The sequence below is a fragment of the Mesorhizobium sp. Root157 genome, assembly GCF_001427385.1.
Taxonomy (GTDB): domain Bacteria; phylum Pseudomonadota; class Alphaproteobacteria; order Rhizobiales; family Rhizobiaceae; genus Mesorhizobium.
On the sequence record NZ_LMGJ01000012.1, the window covers coordinates 395,953 to 419,461 of the forward strand.

The window sequence follows — 23,509 nt, forward strand, 5'->3', positions numbered from 1 at the left end:
AGCAGACCGGATCGACACCGCGGGTGCCGGTTCGGCCTCTTTCGTCTCTCGGAGCACCGTGCGGCCAACCGGACGCATGAAGCGGCGCTCCGTCGGCAATCGCATTTCGGGCCGAGGCTCGACAGACCTCAAGCAAGTGAGGGATGATGGACGGATTCATCCGAACGGTCAGGCAAATGTCGACGTTGTGCGGGTTCGTCGCCGCTGGGCTCATCTCGGCCGGCGTGGTCGTCGTGTGCCAGATGGTCTTCGCACGCTTCGTACTCGGGTCGAACACGATCTGGCAGACCGATTTCACCACCTACAGCATCGTCGCGGCGACGTTCCTCGGCAGCCCCTACGTGCTTTTGACGCGTGGCCACGTCAACGTCGACATCCTGCCCCACTATCTCGGTCAGGCCGCGCGGTTTCGCCTGGCGATGCTGTCGGCGGTGATGTCGCTGTGCTTCTCGTTCGTCATGACCTGGCTGGCCTGGCACTACTGGTACGAATCGTGGTCGGGCAGTTGGGTGTCGGACACCATGTGGCGTGTCCGCCTGTGGATTCCTTTCGCGGCGATGCCGCTCGGCTTTGCCGTGCTCACGCTCCAGTACATCGTCGACGTCTACTGTCTCGCCGTCGGACGCGACCTGCCATTCGGCATAGAAGTCGAACATAAGGGAGAATCGGCATGAACCCGGCGATCGAAGGTGGCATCGTCCTGGTCGTAACGCTGCTCGTGCTGTTGTCAGGCGCTCCCGTGGCCTTTGGCCTCGGTGCCATAGCGCTGGTCTTCATCGCCATCTTCGAAGGGTTCGACGCGCTCAACGTCGCGGCCGAAACCTTCTACGGCGGCCTCAACGACTTCACGCTCGTCTCCATTCCGATGTTCGTGATGATGGGGGCAGCCATCGGTTCCTCGCCGGCCGGCCGCGATCTTTATGAGGCGCTCGACCGCTGGCTCTACCGATTGCCGGGCGGTCTGGTCATCTCCAACCTGGGCGCCTGCGCGCTTTTTGCGGCGCTGACCGGCTCTTCACCGGCAACCTGCGCCGCCATCGGCCGCATGGGCATTCCCGAAATGCGCCGTCGCGGCTATCCCGACGACGTGGCGACAGGCTCGATCTGCGCCGGCGGAACGCTCGGCATCCTGATTCCACCGTCCATAACCTTCATCCTCTACGGCATAGCGACCGAGACCTCGATCGGCCGGCTGTTTCTCGCCGGCGTCCTGCCCGGGCTCATGCTGACCAGCCTGTTCATTCTCTGGACCATCTTCCTGCTCTGGAAGCGCGGCTTCCACGCCTATGCCGCCGACTTCCGCTACAGCTGGAAGCAGAAATTCGAAGCCATTCCCAAGGTGGCGCCGTTCCTGGCGATCGTCATCGGCGTGATGTACGTCCTCTATGGCGGCGTCGCGACGCCGTCGGAGGCAGCCGGGGTCGGTGCTGCGCTCTGCGTGCTTCTGGCCGTGGTGATCTACAAGATGTGGCGGCCGACGAGCTGGTGGCAGATCCTGCGCGACACGACGCGGGAATCGGTCATGATCCTGATGATCATCGCCGCGGCGGTACTCTTCGGATACATGCTGACCTCGCTCTACCTGACCCAGACGCTGGCCCAGGCGATCGCCGACATGGACGTCAACCGCTGGGTGCTGATGTTCCTCATCAACATCTTCCTGCTCGTCTGCGGCTTCTTCATTCCGCCGGCCGCGGTGATCCTGATGACGGCGCCGATCCTGCTACCGATCATCACGGCGGCGGGCTTCGATCCGATCTGGTTCGGCGTCATCATCACCATCAACATGGAGATCGGCCTCATCCACCCGCCCGTGGGCCTCAACATCTATATCGTGAACTCCATCGCGCCCGACGTGCCGTTGACCAAGATCATCTGGGGAACGCTGCCCTTCGTCGTGTGCATGATGCTGCAGATCCTCATTCTGTGTTTCTTCCCCGAGATCGCCACATGGCTGCCTACCTATCTGATGGGGCCCGGCACGTGAGCAGGACCAGCTTCCTCCAGGATCTTCTCGCGACCATCTTCGAGCGGGCCGCGCCGCGCACGCCCAGCAACGATCGCCGCTCCATGAAGGAACTGTGCGCCGCGCTCATCTCGGAACAGGGCGAGGCATCCGGCTCGTCCATCGCCACGGCCATCCTCGATCGTTACGAGAAATCCTCGCCAAAGGAGAGGTCGGAGTTCTTCCGGCTGCTGGTCGAAGACCACGACATCGATGCCGATGCCATCATTGCGGCCGCCACGGCCTACAAGGCAACCCGCGACGCAGACATACTCGCCCGCCTTGTCGAGGAATCGGAACCGCCGAGACAGGAACTGCTGCGACGGCTGAACCGATTGCCGGGCGCCACGGGAAGGCTGGTCAAGATGCGCGAGGACCTGCTTGCCGCGCTGAAGGCCGATCCCTCCTTTCGTCGGGCCGATATCGATTTCCGGCATCTTTTCGCGTCGTGGTTCAACCGCGGCTTTTTGGTGCTGAGGCGGATCGACTGGGCAACCCCAGCCAACATCCTCGAAAAGATCATCGCCTACGAAGCCGTTCACGCGATCAACGACTGGGACGATCTGCGCCGCCGGCTGCAGCCGGCGGACCGTCACTGTTTCGCTTTCTTCCATCCGGCGATGCCGGACGAACCGCTGATCTTCGTCGAAGTGGCCCTGACCGATACCATTCCCGGCTCGATCGAAACGCTGCTCTCGGATGAGAGGCAGCCGATCGGCGAGACGGAGGCCACCACGGCCGTCTTCTATTCGATCTCGAACTGCCAGCGCGGGCTGGCCGGCATTTCATTCGGCAATTTCCTCATCAAGCAGGTCGCGACCGACCTGATGCTGTCGCTGCCGAATCTGAAGACGTTCGTGACGCTCTCTCCAGTCCCCGGCCTGACCAGGTGGATGCGCGACGAGGCGCAGTCGGCTGGCGATGATGACCGCCGCAAGCTGCTTTCGCGGCTGACCGAGGCGCAGTCGTTCGACGACCTTCAGGCCCACGGCCAGGTCCTGTCCACGCTGGCTGCCGAATATCTGGTCAGGGCGAAGCGCAAGGACGGTCTGCCGCTCGACCCCGTCGCACGGTTCCATTTCGGCAACGGTGCAAGCCTGGAGGCCATCCACCCGTTCGCCGACCTGTCGCAAAAGGCACTCGCCCAGTCCTGCGGCGTCATGGTCAATTACCGCTACGACCTCAAGACGGTAGAAGCCAACCACGAACTGTTCGCGCACAAGGGTGAGGTGGTCGCGACGCGGGCGATAAGATCAATGCTTGGCCCCGAACGGCCCGAGCGGAATTCACGGAGAACGGAAAATGCCCAACGTGCTCTATGATGCGCTGTTGGCGCCCCATCAGGGCAACCCCAAACCTTTCCTTTATCTGAAAGACGGCGCGGTCGTCTCTTACGACGCGTTTCTCAAGCTCTCCGCCCGCATCGCTCACGTGCTGCGGGACCACGGCGTCAAGCCCGGCGACCGCGTCGCGGTGCAGGTGAAGAAAAGCCCGCAGGCCCTGGCCCTCTACGCGGCATGCATCCAGGCCGGCGCCATATTCCTTCCACTCAACACGGCCTATACGCCGACCGAGGTGGAATATTTCGTCGGCAATGCCGAACCCGGCCTTGTCGTCTGCGACGAAGCGGCACGCGAGGCGTTGACGCCGATAGCAAAAAAGGCAGGTGCGCTGCTTTTGACGCTCGACGGCGACGGCAAGGGAACGCTGGCGGACGAAGCGGCGGCGCGCGACGAACGCTTCGAAACCGTCCCGCGCGGCGAAGACGATCTGGCGGCGTTTCTCTACACGTCAGGCACCACGGGGCGTTCGAAAGGCGCGATGCTGACGCACCGCAATCTGCTTTCCAACGCCCGCTCGCTGGTAGAAGCGTGGCGCTTCGACGAAAACGACGTGCTGCTGCATGCCCTGCCGATCTTCCACACGCATGGCCTTTTCGTCGCCTGCAACGTCATCCTGCTGGCCCAAGGCTCGATGATCTTCCTGCCGTCCTTCCAGATCGACGAGATGATCGAATGGCTGCCGAAGGCGACCTCGATGATGGGCGTGCCGACCTTTTATACGCGCCTGCTCGACGACCCGCGCTTCACCAGACAACTCACCTCCCACATGCGCCTGTTCACCTCGGGCAGCGCGCCGTTGCTTGCCGAAACGCATGTCGCCTTCGAGAAGCGGACGGGGCACCGCATCCTCGAACGCTACGGCATGACAGAAACCAACATGACGACATCGAACCCCTATGACGGCGAGCGGCGCGCCGGCACGGTCGGCTTTGCGCTGCCGGATGTCGAGATCCGCGTCGTCGATCCCGAAACGCGTGAAATCGTTCCGGGCGGCGAGATCGGCGTGCTCGAAGTGCGCGGTCCGAACGTCTTCAAGGGCTATTGGCGGATGCCGGAGAAGACCAGGGAGGAATTTCGTGAGGACGGCTTCTTCATCACCGGCGACGTGGTGACGATCGACAAGGACGGCTACGTCCAGATCGTCGGCCGTGCCAAGGATCTGATCATTTCGGGCGGCTACAACATCTATCCGAAGGAAGTCGAACTCCTGCTCGACGAGCAGGAAGGCGTGCTGGAATCGGCAGTAATCGGCGTGCCGCATCCGGATTTCGGCGAAGGTGTCGTTGCCGTTGTCGTCCCGAAGAAAGGCTCCACCCTCGACGAGCAGACGATCCTCGACGGCATCCGGGGCAAGATCGCGCGGTTCAAGCAGCCGAAGCGCATCTTCGCGGTCGACGAACTGCCGCGCAACGCCATGGGCAAGGTCCAGAAAAAAGCCTTGCGCGACCTCTTCGTCGGCACCTTCCAAGGGTAGGGAAGATCCCTCCGGGCTGGACTTGCACGCCTTATCAAAAAATCGCATTGCCAAACGGGCGACACCCGGACATGACACCGGGGCTTTCAATCGGGCGGCGGGCCTGAAAGCTTGCATTCGCTAGACGAATTATTGTTCAATCGGTCATGTTGCAGTCGCAGTGTCCTGCAGCAGGAATCCGGGACCCGATTGTGTTCCTTGCTGTAGCTTCAAGATGTTGGATCACCAATGGCTGAAGACAAGAACGCCGAATATGTGGAAGCGCTGGCGCGTGGGCTTGCGGTCATCGAGGCTTTCGATGATCAGAACCCGGAAATGACGCTGACGGAACTGGCGCGCAAGGTCGACATGGCGCCGGCCACCGTGCGGCGCAATCTGCACACGCTTGAGGCGCTGGGCTTCGTGCGGCGCAACAACAAGCATTTCCTGCTGGCACCCCGGATCCTGACGCTGGGCTCGGCCTATCTCAAGGCGATGCGGGTCGATGAAACCATCATGCCCGAATTGTTCCGCATCACCGAATTGTTCGGCGACGCGGCCAATGTCGGCGTGCTCGACGGGCCGAACGTGCTCTATATCGCGCATCTGTCGGAAGCCCGTGCAGCGCGGCGCATGGCAAGCGTCGGTGTGACCTATCCGGCCTATGCGACGTCGATGGGACGGGTGCTGCTGGCCTATCTGCCGGAGGAAGAGATCGAAGCCTATTTCGACGGCGTCGAGTTGCGTCCGCTCACGGATGTGACGGTCACCGATCCCAAGGCGCTGCGAGCGATGCTCTCCGATGTGCGCGCCAAGGGCTATTCGATCACGGTGGACCAGCTCGACTATGGCATCACCGCGCTGGCGGTGCCGGTCAAGGACGGCACAGGGCGCGTCGTCGCCGCCATCAATACGTCGGGCTATTCCCCGAGATTGAAGCCGGAAGACCTGCTGAGGGACCGGCTGGCTGAAATGCAGGTGGCCGCGTCGCGCGTTTCCAGTCTCCTGATGCGCTATCCGGCTTTGCTGCACTCTCTCCTTCCTCACTGATTTTCTTATCGCCTTTCATCGCGGTGAACCTTCGCGGACCTCCGGTTCCCTGCGGGCCTGAACCGCCACGCTTGCGGTTTCGCAAAAGTCTCTTGGCGGGGCTTGACAGGTCGTCGTTGTTATAGTCATATTCCGAAATTAAATTCGCCTAACGAAATAAACGTGTCGAGAAGATCGAGCGGAAAGCGCGGCCGGCACGGGCAGGGAGGATGATTGGCCATGAGGACGTTGCGCATCGCCGTGCTGGTGGGCAGTGCCAGGCCTGGTTCGCTGAACCGGAGCCTCGCGGCTGCGATGATGCGCCTCGCGAGTGAGGACCTTTCCTTCGCCGTGCCCCTGATCGACGATCTGCCGCTGTTCGACCAGGATGTGCTCGCAGCCGGCTTGCCGCCGCAGGTAAGAAGGCTATGGACGGAAATCGACGCCGTGGACGGCGTGCTCATCGTCACCCCGGAGCACAACCGTTCGATTACCGCGTTGCTCAAGAACGCCTTGGATTGGCTGTCGCGGCCGGCCGGCGCCAATGCCTGGACAGGCAAGCCGGTGGCGATTGCCGGCGCATCTGCCGGGCGGCTGGGCACAGTCGCGGCGCAGCAGCATCTGCGCGCGATCCTGGGCTACCTCGACATGCCGACCATGGGTCAGCCGGAGGTTTATCTCACCCTCACGCCCGGCCTGATCACGCCGGACGGTGAAATCACCGACGCCACCACTAAGGCTTTCCTGCTCGGCTACATGCAGAAATTCCATCGATGGATCCGCCATCACGCCAAGGCTGCCGAACCGGCACAAGCCTGACACCCATGATTCCAGAACTACGCCCTGAAAGAACAGGCCAATGAAAATCGGTAAGCAGGACGCTCCCTTCCAGTCCATTTGTACCTCGAACCCCGAGACCATCATCGTGCGGGGGCACGATCTGGTCGAGGATTTGATCGGCTCCATTTCGTTCACGGAGCATATGTGGTTGCTCGTCACCGGCTCCATGCCGAGCGATGTGCAGCGGCGCGTGCTCGATGCGACGCTGGTGGCGATCGCCGAACACGGCATGGTGCCGAGCGTGCAAGCCGCCCGCATGACGCTGGCGGCGGCACCCGAAGCCCTGCAAGGGGCCGTGGCCGCTGGCCTGCTCGGCTGCGGTTCGGTCATACTGGGCGCGTCGGAATCGGCGGGTGTGCTGCTCCAGGAAATCGTCGATGAGCAGGAAGCCTCGCAGACTGGAATCGATGCGGCGGCAGTCACCGTCGTTCGCCGCTACCGTGCCGAAAGGCGCGCCATTCCCGGCTTCGGCCATCCGCTGCACAAGGGCAGGGATCCGCGTGCGGAAAAGCTGGTCGCTATCGGCGAAAAGCTGGGCACGGCTGGCCGCTATGCGCAGGCGGTGGAGGCGGTCGAGCGCTGTGTGGCCGAGATCGTCGGCAAGCCTTTGATGATGAATGTGTCGGGGGCCATTCCCTGCGTGCTGCTTGATGCCGGCTTCCCGCTCAAGGCGTTGAAGGGGGTTCCTCTTCTGGCCCGCACCGCAAGCCTCGTCGCGCACTTGATGGAGGAGCAGACGCGCTCGATCGGCTTCATCCTGTCGCGCGGCGCGGCCGAGGTCATCGCCTATGACGGATTGGCACCAGTGGGCTTCGTTCCGGACGAAAACTGACAAGAGACAAGGCAAATCATGACACGGGTATTGGACGGAATCCGCATTGTCGAACAAGGCACCTTCATCACCGGGCCGTGTGCCGCGATGATGCTGGCCGACCTCGGGGCGGATGTCATCAAGATCGAAGCCAAGGGCAAGGGCGATCCCTATCGCAGCTTCAAGACCGGTTTCTACAGCGCCCACTTCCAGGCCTACAACCGCAACAAGCGCGCCATCGGGCTCGACCTGAAGAATCTGGCGGACCGCGACGTCTTCTATGCGCTGATCGCCCAGTCGGATGTCTATATCCAGAATTTCCGTCCGGGCGTGGCGGCGCGGTTCGGCGCGGATTTCGAAACGCTGATCAAGATCAATCCAAGGCTGGTCTATTGCTCGATCAGCGGCTTCGGGCCGGACGGACCCTATGCGCAACGGCCGGTCTATGATTCCGTCGCGCAGGCGGTCAGCGGTTTCCTGAGCGTAGCCATCGATCCGCAGCAGCCGCGTTTTATCGGGCCGGCCCTTGCCGATGCCATCACCGGTCTTTATGCCTCGCTCGGCATTTCGGCTGCTCTCCTGCAGCAGGCGAGAACGGGCAAGGGCAAGCGGATCGACATATCCATGCTGGAAGCCATGATGCACTTTGCCGTCGAGCCGTTCATGGGCTATTTCGCGCTCGGCGAGGAACCGAGCGGCACCGATCGACCGCGCCTTGCCCAAGCCTACATCATGCGCTGCAAGGACAAGAAGCTGTTCGCCTTCCATTTGTCGTCCATCGACAAGTTCTGGGATGCCTTGGTGGAAGCGGTCGGGGCGCAGCACCTGAACGACGATCCTCGCTTTTCCACGCGGCTTTCCCGCATCGACAATTACGACGCCCTGAACGCGGCGCTCAATGCGATCTTCGCCACCCGCAACCGGAGCGAATGGAACGAGCGCTTCTCCGCTTTCGACGTGCCCTTCGCGCCGATCAATTCGATTGCCGACGTGATCGACGATCCGCAGGCCAGGCACATGGGCGTGATCGTGCCCGTGGCGGGCCGGATCGAGGGCGCGCAGCATTCGGTACGGCCGGCTCATTCATTCGACGGCGAGCGCGCCAGCGAGGTGACTGCCGCTCCCTTGATCGACCAGCATGGCGCGGCGATACGGGCAGCATTGGCGCGTGCGCCAGCAGCCTGGCCGCTACGGGAAGCAGACACGGTGCCCGCGGCCCAACCGGCATAGAAGCCTGGGCCGCCAGCCCTCGGGAGGAGGATTTATGGCAAGACTGACAGCGGTGCTCGCAACCACGCACCATCCGTTCTATCTCAAGGCTACGACGGCGCCCGTCGAGCAGCAGATTCCGCAGGCGGCCGAGTGGAAGCGCAAGGTCGAGGCCTATCGCGAAACGCTGACCAAGGCGGAGCCGGAGATATTGGTGATGGTCGGGGCCGACCATTTCCACCAGTTCTTCCTCGACAACTACCCGCAGTTCCTGATCGGCAAAGCACCGCGCTACGACGCCACCTTCTACAATGAGGAGCGCGAGTTCGGCATTCCGAAATATGTGCTGGAAGGCCATGAGGAACTGTCGCGCTTCATGCACAAGGGGCTGCTGGATCGTGGTTTCGACTTCGCCTTCTCCAACGAGCTGAAGCTCGACCATTCCATCATCTGCCCGATCATCACGACGCGCCCCCAGGCCGACCTGCCGGTGGTGCCGATCTATACCAACATCTTCGCGCCGCCGCTGCCCTCGCCGAAACGCTTCTGGGATCTTGGCCGCGCGATCCGCGAAATCATCGACGAATTTCCCTCCGACAAGCGCATCGCCGCCATCGGCAGCGGCCACCTGTCGCTGGAACTGGGCGGACCACGCCAGTTCAGGGAGACCGGTCCGGACCCGGAATTCGACCGTCAGGCGATCGAATGGCTGTCCACCGGCAACATCGACGCCATCCTCGCCAATGTCACCCATGAGAGCATGGCCAAAAGCGGCAATGCCACGCATGGCTTCATGGATCTGATCCTGATGATGGGCATCGCCGGGCCCATTCCCGCCGCCTATAGCGACTGCCTCAGCCTTTTTCACACGATGGAAGCCTATCTCACCTGGTATCCGGAAGAAGGAGCGGCGCGATGAGCAGGTATTACGTCAACAAGTTCCTCTTTACGGTCGACCGCGACCCCGACCTGCTGCGCCGCTACAAGGAAAACCCGAAGTCGCTGCTCGCCACATGGGAGCAGTCGATCGGGCCGCAGTTGAACAGCGTCGAGTTCTCGACGGTCAACAGCTTTACCGATGCCGAGCGCGAAGCTCTCGTCAATCACGACGTGGCCGCCCTGTTCGAGATGGGCGCGCATTTCTTCCTGTCGCTGACGATCTTCATCGCCATCTACGACGAGGAATGGACGGCAAGGTCCGGGCCGCTTTCGTTCCAGAAGGATTTCGCCAAGCGCCTCGCACATTGGGAGGGGCGCGACTATCCGCCGGTCGGTGAGTAGTTTTCGCATCATGGGCTCCGCCTCGGATAGGGGTGCTGGCGCAAAAACCGGACAGGAACCGAATGCCCGATAAAACCGAAAAACCACAAAATGGACGTTTAGCGAAAATATATTCGTTGACCGAAAAAATGAGAATGCTACGATGAGTACAATGGGAGGAGATTGTAATCTGTGGCGAAGCGCCTTGCGCGCCATCGCCCCGGCGCGCCTCCTCTTTTGCCAGCGAGAAAGGTAAGAGATCGATGGATGGCGCCAGACTTCAGATTTCCGGCCTCTATTGCGGTTACGCCACGCCCGATCGTGGCATCGTGCCGACGCTCGACGGCATCGACCTGTCGCTGAACCGCAACGAATTCGTTTCGATCATCGGCCCGAGCGGCTGCGGGAAATCGACCCTGTTCAACGTCATTGCCGGTCTCTTGTCGCCGGGCTCCGGCGAGGTTGCGCTCGACGGCAAGGAGATCGTCGGCAAGCCCGGCCATGTCGCCTACATGATGCAGCGCGACCTGCTTTTGCCGTGGCGAACCGTGCTCGAGAATGTCGTGCTGGGACCGGAACTGGCCGGACGGCCGATGGTCGAGGCCCGCAACCGCGCGCTCGCCTTGCTGCGCCGGTTCGGACTGGAAGGCTACGAGAACGCCTATCCCTCCGCGCTGTCGGGCGGCATGCGGCAACGCGCGGCGCTGCTGCGCACGGTCCTGTGCGACCGTTCCGTCGTGCTCCTCGACGAACCTTTCGGGGCGCTCGATGCGCTGACAAGGGCGACGATGCACGAATGGCTGCTCGGCATCCAGCGCGAATTCCAGCAGACGATGATCCTCATCACCCACGATCCGGACGAAGCCGTCTATCTGTCGGATCGCGTCTACGTCGCCACGCCGCGGCCGATGCGCTTTGCCGGCATCGTGCCGATCGATCTGGCCTATGACCGCACCAGCGACGTGACGATGACGCCCGAATTCGCCCACCACAAGCGACAGGTCCTAGGTCTCCTTCGGGGCGACAAGGGCGCGTCCGACGCACTGCACTGACCACAGGCCGCAAGCAGACCCACGAGAAGGCAATGCAATGAGTGTTCAAGGAAAACGCCTGCCATCCGGCATCTCGCGCATCGGCGACGCGGCCCTGCCGCTCGCCATCATGTTTGCCCTGCTTGTCGTTTGGGAGGCGGCGGTCCACCTGCTGGCCATCAAGTCATACGTCCTGCCTGCGCCGACCGCGATCATCAAGGAACTGGTCGCCAGCGGACCGACGATCATCCTGCCGCAGCTGAAGGCGACCCTGATCGAGACGCTTGCCGGCTATGGGCTGGCCGTGGCGGTCGCAGCCGTGCTCAGCATCCTGATCCTCTATTCCTCGGCGTTCCGCCGTGGCGTGCTGCCGCTCATCATCGCCTCGCAGACGGTGCCGGTCATCACCATGGCGCCGGTGCTGGTCATCTGGTTCGGCTACAACAGCTTGCCGCGCATCATCATCACCGCGCTGGTGGCCTTCTTCCCGCTGACCATCAGCACGGTCACCGGGTTGCGCAGCCTCGAACCGCAGTTCATCGACTTCTTCCGCTCGCTGAATGCGACGCCCTCGCAGATATTCTTCAAGCTCCGGCTGCCTGTGGCGCTGCCGAACATATTCGCCGGCCTCAAGGTCGCCACCACGCTCGCCGTGATCGGCGCGACCATCAGCGAATGGGTCGGCGCCAGCCAGGGCATCGGCTATCTGATCGCGCAGGATACGGCGCAACTGAACACCACCAGGGTGTTCGCCTCACTGACCGTGCTCGGCATTTCCGGCATGGCCCTGTTCGGGCTGGTCGGTCTCGTCGAGCGGTTGAGCATGCCCTGGATTCACGCACGACCCAGTCTTGCCTGGTTGCGCGGCTTGCGCTCGGGCAGCAGGCCCGATGGGGCGGCTCTCCGCTCCTACTGACAATTCTCCGCCCGGAGCCTTCTTCGTGCCGGGCGGAGGAACCACAGAAAAACATAACAACGACGCTTAAGCGTCCAATTTCAGGGGAAAGACATCATGACCGTCCTGCATCGAATGAAGCCTCTCGTCTGCGCTGCCGTGGTCGCAATGACCTCTACATTGGCGCTTTCCAGCTCCGCGCTATCCGCCGATCTGACCAAGTTCAGATATGCGCTGATCGCGAACCCGGGCATCTGGGACGCCGCCGTCATCAATGCGATGGACCGTAATTTCTTCGCCGACGAAGGATTGGAAATCGAGCTGATTTCGCCCAATTCGCCGGCGGACGGCCTGAAACTCGTCGCATCGGGCGGGGCTGAGCTTGCCACCGCCCACTCGACCGACGTCATCACCGCGCGCAGCAAGGACCTGCCGGTGGTTTCCATCGGCGCGAACCACCAGACGGGCACGACGGGTGTGCTGGTCCCGGTCGAGACCGGCGTGAAAAGCCTGAAGGACCTGGAGGGTAAGAATGTCGGGGTGACCGGCATTCCGTTCAACAAGGTCATGCTCGAGCATAGCCTCAAGACCGCCGGCGCCGACCTTTCCAAGGTCAATATCGTGACCGTCGGCTTCACCCAGATGCCGCTGCTGCTCTCCAAGCGCATCGACGCGCTGGGTGATGCGATCAGCTGGGACGAGCCGCCCATCTACAACGTCCAGATAAAAAAGCCGGCCGACGACACGTCGACCTACACTTATTTCACCTTCACCGACTACGGCGTGCCGCGCTTCTACACGTTCGGCCTGGTGGGCGAGGAAGAGGCGCTGAAGAAGAACCCCGACCTCTACCGCGCCTTCCTGCGCGCCTGGCGCAAGGGTGTGGAATGGATGATCGCCAATCCTGCCGAAGCGGCCGACGGCGTCATCAAGAAAGTGCCCTCCATAAGCAAGGAGGAAGGCGTGGTTTCCCTCAAGGAAATCGCCAGAATCTCAGTAAGTGCAGAAACGCAATCCAACGGTATCGGCTGGCAGGATACCGGCGTCTGGGAGAAGCAGGAGAAGTTCATGTTAGAGAACGGTTTGATTTCGACCGACATCGATGTCAGCAAAGCCGTCACGAACGATTACCTGAAGTAGGCTCCCAGGCCACGGCGCCAGCCGTTTGGCACGGTCGGGCAGCTTCGGCTCCCGACCGTGCATTTCCACCCGCGGCGACCAAGCGCGGGCATTCATTCATAAGGATCGATCGATGTCGAATATCATCCAGCAGGCAAAGGGCAGCTACCTCATCCGCGGCGGCGCCGTTATCACGGTTGACCGCGCCATCGGAACCTTGCCCCGCGCCGACGTGCTGGTCCGCGATGGCCGCATCGAGACGATCGCCGACGGGATCGAGGCCGAGGGCCTCGAGGTCATCGACGCCACCGACATGATCGTCATGCCGGGCCTGATCGATTCGCACTACCATATGTGGAGCACCATCGGCCGCAACTTCGTGTCCGACGGCGGCTACGAGTACTTTCAGGCCAAGGGCGCGACGGCGGCGCTCTACGATGCCGAGGATTTTCACAACAGCGTGCGGCTCGGCCTCGCCGAACTCGCCAATTCGGGCGTGACGACGGTCCACAACTGGTCGCACAACAACCGCTCGCCCGCCCATGTCGACGCGGAACTGCGGGCTCATCGCAATTCCGGCCTCAGGGCACGCTACGCCATGGGGCATATCGACAAGCTGCCGGTGGACCAAGTCAACCGCTACGAGGACCTGCCGCGCGTGCAGGACGAGTGGTTCGCCGACCCTTCGCGCCTGCAGGGATTGGTCCATCTCGGCGTCAACCTGCGCGGAGCCATCCAGAGCAACGTCGAGGTCTTCTACGAAGAGATGGAGATGATGCTGAAGCTCGGGCTGCCGGTGGCGATCCATGCCAGCCAGGCCGAACCCAACAGCGACGACGCGGCCGACTACGAGCGGCGTGGCTTCCTCGGGCCGAACTTTCTGTTCTGCCATTACGTCACCGCCAGGCAGAGCGACCGCGAGGCGATGGCGCGCACCGGCACGCCGCTGAGCTTCTCCACCCTCTCGGAATTGCGCCTCGGCGACACCGGCGATGCCCGCCGCGCACTGATGAAGATGCGCGAAGCCGGGATCACCATCTCGCTCTCATCCGACGCCACCTCGCTGGTGCCGCCCAACATGCTGGAGAACATGCGCGTAACCTGGAACATGGGCGTGCCGTGGCAGGGCACCGACACCGCGCATATCCCGCCCGTCGGCCTGCATGAAATCATCGAGACGGCGACCATCAACGGCGCGAAAGCGTTGGGTCTCGGCGACGTGACGGGTTCACTGACCCCCGGCAAGCAGGCCGACATCATCCTGATCCGCACCAACGATTTGAACACCGCCCCGCTCGGCAATATCGAGACGACGGTCGTCATGGCGGCGATGCCGGCCAATGTCGATACGGTGATGGTCGATGGCCGTATCCTGAAACGCGGCGGTCTGCTGGTCGATCAGGACGTCGCCGCGATCATCGACGGCGCCAAGCGCTCTGCCCTGCGCATCCGCACCGCCGCCGGCGGGATTCTCGGGCCTCAATGCCCCGGCTGCGCCGGGAACGCCGTATTTCGCGCTACCGCTTGCTGATCTGCGCCGGCATGCTCGGCGTCAATGATAACCGGAGAGATCGATGACTAGTCTCGAACAGATCGTCATGTGGTCCCTTGCCATGATCTTTGCGGGTTCGGCCGGACTCAATCTGGCCGGTCCGGAATTCGTGCGAGAAGAGTTCGAGAAATGGAGTTATCCGTCATGGCTGCGTTTCGCCGTCGCCTGCATGGAATTTGCCGCCGCCGTCTTGCTGGCGGCGGCGGGTACGCGCGCCTACGGCGCCATCCTGTCACTCGCGATCCTCGCAGCCGTGATCTTCTCCCTGGCGAAGACACGGGAATGGCTGCGCATGCAGTTCCCGTTGCTCATGGGAGCACTGTGTGTGGGCCTGCTCGCATGAGCGGTTCTGCTAAAGCATCGGACCGGAAAGTGGAATCCGGTTTTCGGAAAATCCGAGATCAAACAAAGAGATAGGTCTCCACTATGCATCCGTCTGGCTGAAATCCAGGCCGATATCGAGGATGGGTGCGCTGTGGGTCAGCCAGCCGATCGAGATGAGATCGACGCCTGTCGCGGCAATTGCGGGTGCCGTCACCGGGGTGATCCTTCCGGATGCCTCTGTGACTGCTCGCCCCGCAGCCATCGCCACGGCCTTGCCGAGTTCCTCCAACGACATGTTGTCGAGCAGGACCGCGTCGATGCCGAGGTCCAAGGCTTCTTCGAGCTGGGCCAGCGTGTCGACCTCGACTTCGATCTTGACCAGGTGGCCCACACCATCACGCGCCCGTTCGATGGCCGGACGCACACCTCCGGCAATTGCGATGTGATTGTCCTTGATCAGCACCGCGTCATCGAGGCCGAACCGGTGGTTCGAGCCGCCGCCGGCCCGCACGGCGTATTTTTCGAGCGCTCGAAGGCCGGGCGTCGTCTTGCGGGTGCAGACGATTTTCGCTTTGTGCGCCTTTACCGCCTCGACCACCGAAGCGGTGGCCGTGGCCACGCCGCTCAGATGGCAGAGAAAATTGAGCGCGGTTCGCTCTGCCGTCAGCAAGCCCCGGGCCGGTCCGCTTGCCGTCGCGATGATCTGCCCCGCCTGGACTATGCTGCCGTCAGGTTGTTCTATGTTCATCTGAATGGCTGGGTCGATCAGGCGGAAGGCAAGTGCCGCCAGATCAAGGCCGGCAATGACCCCGGCCTGACGGCTGGCAAGCACCATGGTCGCCTGATGATTGACTGGGACGATGGCGTTGGCCGTGAGGTCACCGGCGCGGCCGAGGTCTTCCAGAAGTGCCGACCGAACCTGAGGCTCGAATAGGATGGCGGGAAGTGACGCAACGGTCATTGTTCAGGCGCTCCGGGCAAGCGGGGTTTCGAAAGCCAGTTCGTCCGCCGTATCGAGCGCTTGATCCAAACGCAGGCGTGAGCGCAGCGCAACAACTGCTTTCTGTGGGAAATCAGTCCTGAAGTGAGCGCCGCGACTTTCCTCGCGCAGCAAGGCCGCGATTGCGATCGTCAAGCCTATTGCTGCAGGATCGGACACCGGATCATTGCCCGTGGCGAGCGGGCGCAAAACGGTTGCGGCTGCCTTCAGCGCTTCGCCGTTGCGCAGCACACCCAAGGCGCGCGACACAATGGGGCCTATCGAGGTGGGATCAGGTCGTGGTGGCATGCTCACGGCGACAGGCTGGCGGCGGCGCCGGACTGCTGTGCCGGCTACGCTGTCCGCCACCCATCTGGCAAAAACCGCCGCTTCGGTCAGCGAATTGCTGGCGAGCCGATTGGCGCCGTGCAATCCGGTACAGGCCGCCTCACCGCAAACCCATAGTCCTGCAACGGTACTTCGTCCGGCCTGATCCACCGCAACGCCGCCCATGTGGTAGTGGGCGGCGGGACGGATCGGAATGGGATCGTTCGCCGGGTCGATGCCGGCAATCTTGCAGAAGGAATGGATCACCGGAAAGCGCGAAGCGAATTCAAGGCCCGGTTTCTGGCGTGCGTCGAGATAGACGCTGTGGCCCCCGGCAAGATGTTCCCAGACCCTGCGCGCAACAATATCGCGCGGTGCAAGGTCAGCCCCCGCTACATGCTTCAGAAAATGTCGACCCGCCTCGTCGATCAGCACCGCGCCCTCGCCACGGACTGCCTCGCTGACGAGATGCATCGGCCGGGATGGCCCGTCGAAAGCCGTTGGGTGAAACTGGATGAATTCCATATCTGCCAGTTCGGCCCCGGCACGGGCGGCCAGCGCCAGCCCTTGGCCAAAGCAGCCAAGGGGATTTGTCGTATCGACGAACAGGCCGCCAATGCCGCCAGTGGCGATGACGACACGCTGCGTGGCAAACAGGATCGGACCTTTGGGGCCTTCGGCAAGCACGCCTGCGATAGCGCCATCGTCCACGACAAGCTGCCTCGCCTCGGTGTTTTCGACAACCGTGATGGTGGGTGTGCTGCGAACGGCGGCGACAAGTGCCCGCATGGTTTCCCGGCCCGCCGCGTCACCACCGGCATGGATGATGCGGCGTCGCGAATGGGCAGCCTCCAGGCCAAGCAGTGGCACGCCGTCTTGATCGCGATCGAAGCGAACACCGAAACGGGCCAGTGCTTCGATCGCGGCCGGGGCCGCATGCGCGACACTGCTTGCGACATGGACGTCACAGAGGCCGTCGCCGGCAGCGAGCGTATCGGCGAGATGGAGCCTGGGATTGTCGTCGGCGCCAAGACTTGCGGCAAGGCCGCCCTGTGCCAATGCGCTTGACGCTTCCGCGCCCAACGGCGATTTTGAAAGGAGAAGCACCGGCTCCGGCGCCAAATGAAGCGCGGTCATCAGACCGGCTATGCCACCGCCGATGATGACTGGTCGGCCATCGCCAACGTGGAGGTCGGCATTCATACTGCGAGCATTCGCTCGACGGAAAGCCGCGCCCGGGCGGCGATTTCGGGATCGATGGTCACGACGTGCCGGTTCAGTTCGAGAGCTGCACGAATATTGGCAAGCGTGATCCGCTTCATGTGCGGACACAAATTGCAGGGACGGATGAACTCGACCTCGGGATGTTCCACGGCGACATTGTCACTCATGGAGCACTCCGTCATCAGCATAACCCGCGCCGACTTTTGTCTCCCGACATAGTCGGACATGGCGGCCGTGGAGCCTGAGAAATCGGCCTCCGCGACAACCGCTGGCGGACATTCGGGATGAGCGAGCACCGTTATGCCCGGATGGTCTTCGCGCAACTGGCGGATGTCGGCGGGCGAGAAGCGCTCATGCACTTCGCAATGGCCCTTCCAGGCGATGATCTTCACGGTGGTCTGGGTGGCGATGTTCTGGGCCAGGTATTCGTCCGGCAGCATGATCACCTGCGGTACGCCGAGCCCTTCAACAACGGCCTTCGCATTGCCCGATGTGCAGCAGATGTCGGACTCGGCCTTCACGGCGGCGGACGTATTGACGTATGTGACGATCGGGATTCCGGGGTAGCGTTGCCGCAGGAGGCGGACGTCTGCGGGGGTGATGGAGTCGGCGAGCGAGCAGCCGGCCTCCGTGTCGGGAATGAGAACCGTCTTTCCCGGATTGAGCAGCTTCGCCGTCTCCGCCATGAAATGCACGCCGGCGAGAACGATGACATCGGCTTCGACCGTCATGGCCTTGCGGGCGAGTGCCAGACTGTCGCCGACGATATCGGCGACGCAGTGGAAGATCTCCGGCGTCTGATAATTGTGCGCCAGGATGACGGCGTTTCGCTGCTGCTTAAGGTCGAGGATCGCTTCTATGTCGTCGGTGAATGCCGGCCATTCGATCGGCGGAATGACCTGTCGTACTCGGCCGTAGAGCGCGGTCATGCTTGCTGAGGCATTGAGGGTCATTTGCCGTATTATGCTCCGAGTGAGTACAACTCGTGCATATACTTATATTGAGCATAAGGCTTGTCAAGCGCGCGAAAGCGGCAATTTTGTTCCAATGACAGTTTCTTCCGCCAGCACCGCCTGACGGAAGCGGACGAGCTTGGCCGGCCGGCCTCCTGTATCGGACATCGTCTCGCCGGTCTCCTCGATCAGGTCCTGCTGCTCGATGAGACGCCGAAAATTCTGCTTGTGCACGAGCCTGCCGGCCAGCGCTTCCACGGTCCGTTGCAGTTGCAGCAATGTGAATGTCGGCGGCATCAATTCGAATACGACTGGGCGGTATTTGATCTTGGTCCGAAGTCTGGCGATCCCCGTTGCGAGAATGCGACGGTGATCGGCGATCATCGGCCGGCCGGGAACCGACAGCGCGGTGCCGGCATCCCAACCACGCACGGCTTCAGCCACCAATGCGGCTTCATGGAGAAGTTCGTATCGCTGCAGGGCAAGTTCCTCGTTCCAGTCGCGATCGTCCAGACCGAAGGCGATGGCCGAACGCTGCCAGCGGTCATGGCGCGTATCGGCATCGTCAGCCTCGTCAGCCCAGGTCCGCAGACGGGGCATGAGGGTATCGGATACGACGGGCGGCACGCCGGCGCGGTGATCTTCCCATGGAAAATAGTCATACCAGCTTTGCCAGCTATGGGTTTGCGAATGTTCCGGCTGTTCTTCTCGCGTCAGGCCGAGATAGCTGATGGAGATTACCCGCTGCATACGCTCGTCGCCGACCCGGTCGCGGTCGGCGAAAGTGTAGAGTTGCTCGATATAGCCGAGCGAATGATGGGTCTGTTGCTCGACCCATGTTCTCAGCCCTGACTGCAAGGAACGATGGCCGAGCTCAAAAGGGCCGGACGGCAATGCCGTCGCCTGCGCGATTGTCAGCACGCGTGGCTCACCATTGGTCACAGCGATCACGACCGCGATCAGGTCTGCGCTGACGGTCTGGCTCCGGTTGGTTTTTGCGGGCTGCATTTCTCGGCGGTCTTGTCTCGCGTTCGGGATAGATTGAATTTTGAGTATAGAGTTGAATCGAAGGGGGCAAGTTGAGCGAACTGCAACCTGCTGGCCGCCAACGGTTCAAAGCGAGCCCCTTCGCGTCTGCACCAATCCGTCCAAATGCTGTTCGCGCAACCGCTTTTTGCAAGCCGGATACACAAGCGCCTTGGCTCGACGCAGTACCCATATGAGGGCGCGCGCCGATGCCCATGGGGGGCGCCCGCCCGATTGTAACACTTGGTATTTTCCCGAACTTAATAAGTACTTGAAAATATAGGGAAATAGGTTGGCTGGGGCGCCAGGATTCGAACCTGGGAATGTCGGTACCAAAAACCGATGCCTTACCGCTTGGCGACGCCCCAAAAGTCGACGCTGCGAGTCGAATTGAGCGGCCTTATAGTCAGAGACGACAAAAAGCACAATCCGGTGCAGCCATGTCCGTCGCCGGTTTTTGCAGCACGGCAAAGCCGCCTATTCGCCCCACACCGCAAGCTCATTGCCGGCCGGATCCGTAAAGTGGAAACGGCGTCCGCCTGGAAACGAAAAGATCGGCTTGACGATCCGGCCGCCTGCGTTTTCCACGGCGGCCAGCGTTTCCTCCAGGTTCTCGCTGTAGAGGACCGGCAGCGGCTTTGCCGGCCCTTCCGCCGCATCCGTGTGGAAGCCGCCGTCCAGCCCCTCGCTGAAGGCCGAATAGCTGGGTCCGTAGTCGGTGAACGACCACGAGAACGCCGCGCTGTAGAAGGCCTTGACGCTGTCCAGCGTGCCGCCGGTGGCCGCCATTTCAAGATAGTCGAGTTTCCCCGTCTGTCGCATTTCGTGTTCCTTTGTTCTCATTATGTTCTATATCGAGCGCTGGAGATTGGCAAGTGCACGCCACGCCCCGCCGTGAGAGGAGCGTGCCCCGTACTCTCCGGAACGGAGCTATCCCATTGTTTGTGCGTCGAAATCCGCAGGAAACTCGAGATGGGCATTTTCCTTCCGGCTCTAATCGATTGTAGGCCTTTGTGCGTCATTGCAACGCTTGCGTTTCCTGTGCCGGCATCATATCGCTCCCGCAGCCAGCCCCGTCCGGGGCCTTGTCAATCTCCGTTAGCTGGGGACCAGTCATGACGAAGTGGGTGTACACCTTTGGTGACGGAGCGGCCGAAGGCCGGGCCGGCGACAAGCCGCTGCTCGGCGGCAAGGGCGCCAATCTGGCCGAGATGTGCAGCCTTGGCCTGCCGGTGCCGCCCGGCTTCACCATCACCTCGCAGATGTGCAACTGGTATTACGCCAACGGGCGTTCCTATCCCCAAACGCTGGAAGCCGAGATCGACAGTGCGCTCGATCACATCGGCCGCATCACCGGCCGCCGTTTCGGCGATCCCGAAAAGCTGCTGTTGGTCTCGGTCCGTTCCGGCGCGCGCGCCTCCATGCCGGGCATGATGGACACGGTGCTCAATCTCGGCCTCAATGACGAGACCGTCGAGGCATTGGCCGCCGACGCCGGTGACGCGCGGTTCGCCTATGACAGCTATCGCCGCTTCATCCAGATGTATTCCAACGTGGTGCTGGATCTCGACCACGAGGTCTTCGAGGAAATCCTCGAGGACCGCAAGGCAAGCCTCGGCCATGAGCTTGATACGGAACTGACGGCAGCCGAATGGCAGGACGTCATCGCGCTCTACAAGGCCAAGGTCGAAGAGGAACTGGAAAGGCCGTTCCCGCAAGACCCGCGCGAGCAATTGTGGGGCGCCATCGGCGCGGTCTTTTCCAGCTGGATGAACGCGCGCGCCATCACCTACCGCCGCTTGCACGATATCCCGGAGAGCTGGGGCACGGCGGTCAATGTGCAGGCGATGGTGTTCGGCAACATGGGCGACACGTCGGCCACCGGCGTTGCCTTCACCCGCAACCCGTCGACCGGCGAAAAGGCTCTTTACGGCGAATTCCTGGTCAACGCCCAGGGCGAAGATGTCGTGGCCGGCATCCGCACGCCGCAGAACATCACCGAGAAGGCGCGTATCGCCGCCGGCTCCGACAAGCCCTCGCTTGAAAAGCTGATGCCGGAAGCTTTCGAGGCGTTCGTCGAGATTTCCGAGCGGCTGGAAAACCACTATCGCGACATGCAGGATCTCGAATTCACCATCGAGCGCGGCAAGCTGTGGATGCTGCAGACGCGGTCCGGCAAGCGCACTGCCAAGGCGGCGCTCAAGGTCGCCGTCGACATGGCCAACGAGGGGCTGATTACCGAGGCAGAGGCGGTCGGGCGCATCGATCCGGCATCGCTCGACCAATTGCTTCATCCGACCATCGATCCCAAGGCCGCGCGCGACGTGATCGGCATCGGCCTGCCGGCATCGCCGGGCGCTGCGACGGGCGAGATCGTCTTCACCTCCGACGAAGCGGAGGAAATGAAGTCGGTGGGGCGCAAGGTCATCCTCGTGCGTGTCGAGACCAGCCCCGAGGACATCCACGGCATGCACGCAGCGCAAGGCATCCTGACGACGCGTGGCGGCATGACCAGCCACGCCGCCGTCGTTGCGCGCGGCATGGGCAAGCCCTGCGTGTCCGGTGTCGGCTCGCTGCGCGTCGATCACAAGAACGGCACGCTGATCGCGATGGGCCAGACTTTCCGCAAGGGCGACATCGTCACCATCGACGGCGGCTCCGGCCAGGTCTTGAAGGGCGCCGTGCCGATGCTGCAGCCGGAATTGTCGGGCGACTTCGCCGCCATCATGGAGTGGGCCGACGGCGCGCGCCGCATGAAGGTGCGCACCAACGCCGAAACGCCGGCCGATGCGCGCATGGCGCGTTCCTTCGGCGCGGAAGGTATCGGTCTTTGCCGCACCGAACACATGTTCTTCGACGGCGACCGCATCCTATCGATGCGCGAAATGATCCTTGCCGATACCGAAAAGGGCCGGCGCGCCGCACTTGCCAAGCTCCTGCCCATGCAGCGCTCGGACTTCCTCGAACTGTTCGAGATCATGGCCGGCCTGCCGGTCACCATCCGCCTGCTCGATCCGCCGCTGCACGAGTTCCTTCCCAAGACGGAAGAAGAGATCGCCGAGGTTGCCGAAGCCATGCAGGTGCCGGCGGACAAGCTGCGCCAGCGCACGGAAGCCTTGCACGAATTCAACCCGATGCTCGGCCATCGCGGCTGCCGCTTGGCCGTGTCCTATCCCGAAATCGCCGAAATGCAGGCGCGCGCCATTTTCGAAGCGGCAGTGGAAGCCGGCCGCAAGGCGGGTCGCCTTGTCGTTCCGGAAATCATGGTGCCGCTGGTCAGCCTCAAGAAGGAACTCGATTACGTCAAGGCGCGCATCGATGCGGTTGCCCAAAGCGTGATGGAAGAGACCGGCGTCAAGATCGAGTATCTTGTCGGTACCATGATCGAGTTGCCGAGGGCTGCGATCCGCGCCCATGTCATTGCCGAGTCGGCGGAATTCTTCTCCTTCGGCACCAACGACCTGACGCAGACCACCTTTGGCATTTCGCGGGACGATGCCGCCACGTTCCTGGAAATTTACCGGCAGAAGGGCATCATCGACCAGGACCCGTTCGTGTCGATCGACATCGATGGCGTCGGCGAGATGGTGCAGCTTGCGGCTGATAAGGGCAGGGCGGCGCGCCCCGGCATCAAGCTCGGCATCTGCGGCGAGCATGGTGGCGATCCGGCCTCGATCCATTTCTGCGAGACCGTCGGGCTGGACTACGTGTCATGCTCGCCGTTCCGCGTGCCGATCGCCAAACTGGCGGCGGCGCAGGCGGCAGTCAAGGCGGCGGCAAGCAAGGCATAAGAGCTTCGGCCAATCTCTCACCGTCGTCATCCCGGAATTCGCTTTCGGGCGGAGCGAGAAGGCAATGTCCGGGATCTATTCCGTGACCTTGCGGCGGTGTGCCAGCGGTACAGAATGGGGATGGATCCACCCACCTGCCACCCATCTCTCCTATCAACCCGTTGATCCTGCTCATCTCTCGCAGAAACCTCTCACCACCTTATCCACCCCCTCTCCACCTCTCCCATAATCCTTCGCATCGCTTCTGCGGGAAACTCGGTGCGCACCGGGTATCGAGGGGAAGCGTCGGTGCCGGATTGGTCGCATGACGGTGTGCGGCTGGGTGATGAGCCCCCAAG

The 23,509-nt window shown here is 62.4% G+C and carries 21 protein-coding genes and 1 tRNA gene; 16 read left to right on the forward strand and 6 right to left on the reverse strand.

Annotation, left to right across the window (positions count from 1 at the left end; genetic code table 11):
- The first annotated feature begins 146 nt into the window (after positions 1-146).
- From ASD64_RS09905 to ASD64_RS09975, 15 genes are all read left to right on the forward strand, one after another.
- Positions 147-674 carry a TRAP transporter small permease gene (locus tag ASD64_RS09905; protein WP_056105027.1) on the forward strand — a complete coding sequence of 176 codons (528 nt, stop codon included), beginning with the start codon at positions 147-149 and terminating at the stop codon, positions 672-674.
- Complete coding sequence (locus ASD64_RS09910) at positions 671-1,987, forward strand: TRAP transporter large permease (protein ID WP_056104353.1); 1,317 nt, start codon at positions 671-673, stop codon at positions 1,985-1,987. The genes ASD64_RS09905 and ASD64_RS09910 overlap by 4 nt, the downstream gene beginning before the upstream one ends.
- Positions 1,984-3,327 (forward strand): malonyl-CoA decarboxylase, encoded by a 1,344-nt coding sequence (locus tag ASD64_RS09915; protein WP_200957821.1) that lies wholly within the window; start codon positions 1,984-1,986, stop codon positions 3,325-3,327. The genes ASD64_RS09910 and ASD64_RS09915 overlap by 4 nt, the downstream gene beginning before the upstream one ends.
- Positions 3,308-4,822: a malonate--CoA ligase gene (locus ASD64_RS09920; protein WP_056104358.1), complete on the forward strand. Its 1,515-nt coding sequence runs from the start codon at positions 3,308-3,310 to the stop codon at positions 4,820-4,822. The genes ASD64_RS09915 and ASD64_RS09920 overlap by 20 nt, the downstream gene beginning before the upstream one ends.
- Positions 4,823-5,050: 228 nt before the next feature.
- Positions 5,051-5,851, forward strand: a complete 801-nt coding sequence (locus ASD64_RS09925) for an IclR family transcriptional regulator C-terminal domain-containing protein (RefSeq protein ID WP_056104361.1) — start codon at positions 5,051-5,053, stop codon at positions 5,849-5,851.
- A gap of 219 nt (positions 5,852-6,070) precedes the next feature.
- Positions 6,071-6,649 (forward strand): NADPH-dependent FMN reductase, encoded by a 579-nt coding sequence (locus ASD64_RS09930; RefSeq protein ID WP_056104363.1) that lies wholly within the window; start codon positions 6,071-6,073, stop codon positions 6,647-6,649.
- Between the two features lie 40 nt (positions 6,650-6,689).
- Positions 6,690-7,502: a citryl-CoA lyase gene (locus ASD64_RS09935; RefSeq protein ID WP_056104365.1), complete on the forward strand. Its 813-nt coding sequence runs from the start codon at positions 6,690-6,692 to the stop codon at positions 7,500-7,502.
- 18 nt (positions 7,503-7,520) lie between these two features.
- Positions 7,521-8,711 (forward strand): CaiB/BaiF CoA transferase family protein, encoded by a 1,191-nt coding sequence (locus ASD64_RS09940; RefSeq protein WP_056104368.1) that lies wholly within the window; start codon positions 7,521-7,523, stop codon positions 8,709-8,711.
- 34 nt (positions 8,712-8,745) lie between these two features.
- Positions 8,746-9,609 carry an extradiol ring-cleavage dioxygenase gene (locus ASD64_RS09945; RefSeq protein WP_056104370.1) on the forward strand — a complete coding sequence of 288 codons (864 nt, stop codon included), beginning with the start codon at positions 8,746-8,748 and terminating at the stop codon, positions 9,607-9,609.
- Complete coding sequence (locus ASD64_RS09950) at positions 9,606-9,971, forward strand: hypothetical protein (protein ID WP_056104373.1); 366 nt, start codon at positions 9,606-9,608, stop codon at positions 9,969-9,971. The genes ASD64_RS09945 and ASD64_RS09950 overlap by 4 nt, the downstream gene beginning before the upstream one ends.
- A 242-nt stretch (positions 9,972-10,213) precedes the next feature.
- On the forward strand, positions 10,214-11,002 hold the full coding sequence (locus ASD64_RS09955; protein WP_056104376.1) for an ABC transporter ATP-binding protein: 789 nt from the start codon (positions 10,214-10,216) through the stop codon (positions 11,000-11,002).
- Between the two features lie 37 nt (positions 11,003-11,039).
- Positions 11,040-11,897: an ABC transporter permease gene (locus ASD64_RS09960; protein ID WP_056104380.1), complete on the forward strand. Its 858-nt coding sequence runs from the start codon at positions 11,040-11,042 to the stop codon at positions 11,895-11,897.
- A 96-nt stretch (positions 11,898-11,993) separates the two neighbouring features.
- Positions 11,994-13,016, forward strand: coding sequence for an ABC transporter substrate-binding protein (locus tag ASD64_RS09965; RefSeq protein WP_082549935.1), 1,023 nt, complete (start codon positions 11,994-11,996; stop codon positions 13,014-13,016).
- Between the two features lie 112 nt (positions 13,017-13,128).
- Positions 13,129-14,526, forward strand: a complete 1,398-nt coding sequence (locus tag ASD64_RS09970; protein ID WP_056104386.1) for an amidohydrolase family protein — start codon at positions 13,129-13,131, stop codon at positions 14,524-14,526.
- A gap of 43 nt (positions 14,527-14,569) precedes the next feature.
- The gene (locus tag ASD64_RS09975; protein ID WP_082549936.1) at positions 14,570-14,890 is read left to right on the forward strand and encodes a DoxX family protein; all 321 of its coding nucleotides are present in this window, start codon (positions 14,570-14,572) and stop codon (positions 14,888-14,890) included.
- A gap of 81 nt (positions 14,891-14,971) precedes the next feature.
- Here the strand turns inward: ASD64_RS09975 and nadC are convergent, their stop codons facing one another.
- From nadC to ASD64_RS10005, 6 genes are all read right to left on the reverse strand, one after another.
- Complete coding sequence (nadC, locus tag ASD64_RS09980) at positions 14,972-15,832, reverse strand: carboxylating nicotinate-nucleotide diphosphorylase (RefSeq protein WP_056104392.1); 861 nt, start codon at positions 15,830-15,832, stop codon at positions 14,972-14,974.
- 3 nt (positions 15,833-15,835) lie between these two features.
- Positions 15,836-17,380 (reverse strand): L-aspartate oxidase, encoded by a 1,545-nt coding sequence (locus ASD64_RS09985; protein ID WP_056104393.1) that lies wholly within the window; start codon positions 17,378-17,380, stop codon positions 15,836-15,838.
- The gene (nadA, locus tag ASD64_RS09990; protein WP_056104396.1) at positions 17,377-18,354 is read right to left on the reverse strand and encodes a quinolinate synthase NadA; all 978 of its coding nucleotides are present in this window, start codon (positions 18,352-18,354) and stop codon (positions 17,377-17,379) included. The genes ASD64_RS09985 and nadA overlap by 4 nt, the downstream gene beginning before the upstream one ends.
- Before the next feature lie 63 nt (positions 18,355-18,417).
- Positions 18,418-19,362 (reverse strand): NUDIX hydrolase, encoded by a 945-nt coding sequence (locus ASD64_RS09995; protein ID WP_056104399.1) that lies wholly within the window; start codon positions 19,360-19,362, stop codon positions 18,418-18,420.
- A gap of 311 nt (positions 19,363-19,673) precedes the next feature.
- Positions 19,674-19,748 (reverse strand) — tRNA-Gln (locus ASD64_RS10000).
- A gap of 109 nt (positions 19,749-19,857) precedes the next feature.
- Positions 19,858-20,202 (reverse strand): VOC family protein, encoded by a 345-nt coding sequence (locus tag ASD64_RS10005; RefSeq protein WP_056105029.1) that lies wholly within the window; start codon positions 20,200-20,202, stop codon positions 19,858-19,860.
- Positions 20,203-20,495: 293 nt separating this feature from the next.
- Between ASD64_RS10005 and ppdK the strand changes: the two genes are divergently transcribed.
- The gene (ppdK, locus tag ASD64_RS10010) at positions 20,496-23,171 is read left to right on the forward strand and encodes a pyruvate, phosphate dikinase (RefSeq protein ID WP_056104402.1); all 2,676 of its coding nucleotides are present in this window, start codon (positions 20,496-20,498) and stop codon (positions 23,169-23,171) included.
- The last annotated feature ends 338 nt before the right edge of the window (positions 23,172-23,509 follow it).

Bases quoted from the DNA above. Each gene is read 5' to 3' on its own strand.
- ASD64_RS09910 (WP_056104353.1), top strand. From the start codon at position 671: ATGAACCCGGCGATCGAAGGTGGCATCGTCCTGGTCGTAACGCTGCTC.
- ASD64_RS09925 (WP_056104361.1), top strand. From the start codon at position 5,051: ATGGCTGAAGACAAGAACGCCGAATATGTGGAAGCGCTGGCGCGTGGG.
- ASD64_RS09930 (WP_056104363.1), top strand. From the start codon at position 6,071: ATGAGGACGTTGCGCATCGCCGTGCTGGTGGGCAGTGCCAGGCCTGGT.
- nadA (WP_056104396.1), bottom strand. From the start codon at position 18,354: ATGACCCTCAATGCCTCAGCAAGCATGACCGCGCTCTACGGCCGAGTA.
- nadC (WP_056104392.1), bottom strand. From the start codon at position 15,832: ATGACCGTTGCGTCACTTCCCGCCATCCTATTCGAGCCTCAGGTTCGG.
- ASD64_RS09975 (WP_082549936.1), top strand. From the start codon at position 14,570: ATGACTAGTCTCGAACAGATCGTCATGTGGTCCCTTGCCATGATCTTT.
- ASD64_RS09985 (WP_056104393.1), bottom strand. From the start codon at position 17,380: ATGAATGCCGACCTCCACGTTGGCGATGGCCGACCAGTCATCATCGGC.
- ASD64_RS09935 (WP_056104365.1), top strand. From the start codon at position 6,690: ATGAAAATCGGTAAGCAGGACGCTCCCTTCCAGTCCATTTGTACCTCG.
- ASD64_RS09945 (WP_056104370.1), top strand. From the start codon at position 8,746: ATGGCAAGACTGACAGCGGTGCTCGCAACCACGCACCATCCGTTCTAT.
- ASD64_RS10005 (WP_056105029.1), bottom strand. From the start codon at position 20,202: ATGCGACAGACGGGGAAACTCGACTATCTTGAAATGGCGGCCACCGGC.
- ASD64_RS09950 (WP_056104373.1), top strand. From the start codon at position 9,606: ATGAGCAGGTATTACGTCAACAAGTTCCTCTTTACGGTCGACCGCGAC.
- ASD64_RS09965 (WP_082549935.1), top strand. From the start codon at position 11,994: ATGACCGTCCTGCATCGAATGAAGCCTCTCGTCTGCGCTGCCGTGGTC.
- ASD64_RS09960 (WP_056104380.1), top strand. From the start codon at position 11,040: ATGAGTGTTCAAGGAAAACGCCTGCCATCCGGCATCTCGCGCATCGGC.
- ppdK (WP_056104402.1), top strand. From the start codon at position 20,496: ATGACGAAGTGGGTGTACACCTTTGGTGACGGAGCGGCCGAAGGCCGG.
- ASD64_RS09920 (WP_056104358.1), top strand. From the start codon at position 3,308: ATGCCCAACGTGCTCTATGATGCGCTGTTGGCGCCCCATCAGGGCAAC.
- ASD64_RS09955 (WP_056104376.1), top strand. From the start codon at position 10,214: ATGGATGGCGCCAGACTTCAGATTTCCGGCCTCTATTGCGGTTACGCC.
- ASD64_RS09970 (WP_056104386.1), top strand. From the start codon at position 13,129: ATGTCGAATATCATCCAGCAGGCAAAGGGCAGCTACCTCATCCGCGGC.
- ASD64_RS09995 (WP_056104399.1), bottom strand. From the start codon at position 19,362: ATGCAGCCCGCAAAAACCAACCGGAGCCAGACCGTCAGCGCAGACCTG.
- ASD64_RS09905 (WP_056105027.1), top strand. From the start codon at position 147: ATGGACGGATTCATCCGAACGGTCAGGCAAATGTCGACGTTGTGCGGG.
- ASD64_RS09940 (WP_056104368.1), top strand. From the start codon at position 7,521: ATGACACGGGTATTGGACGGAATCCGCATTGTCGAACAAGGCACCTTC.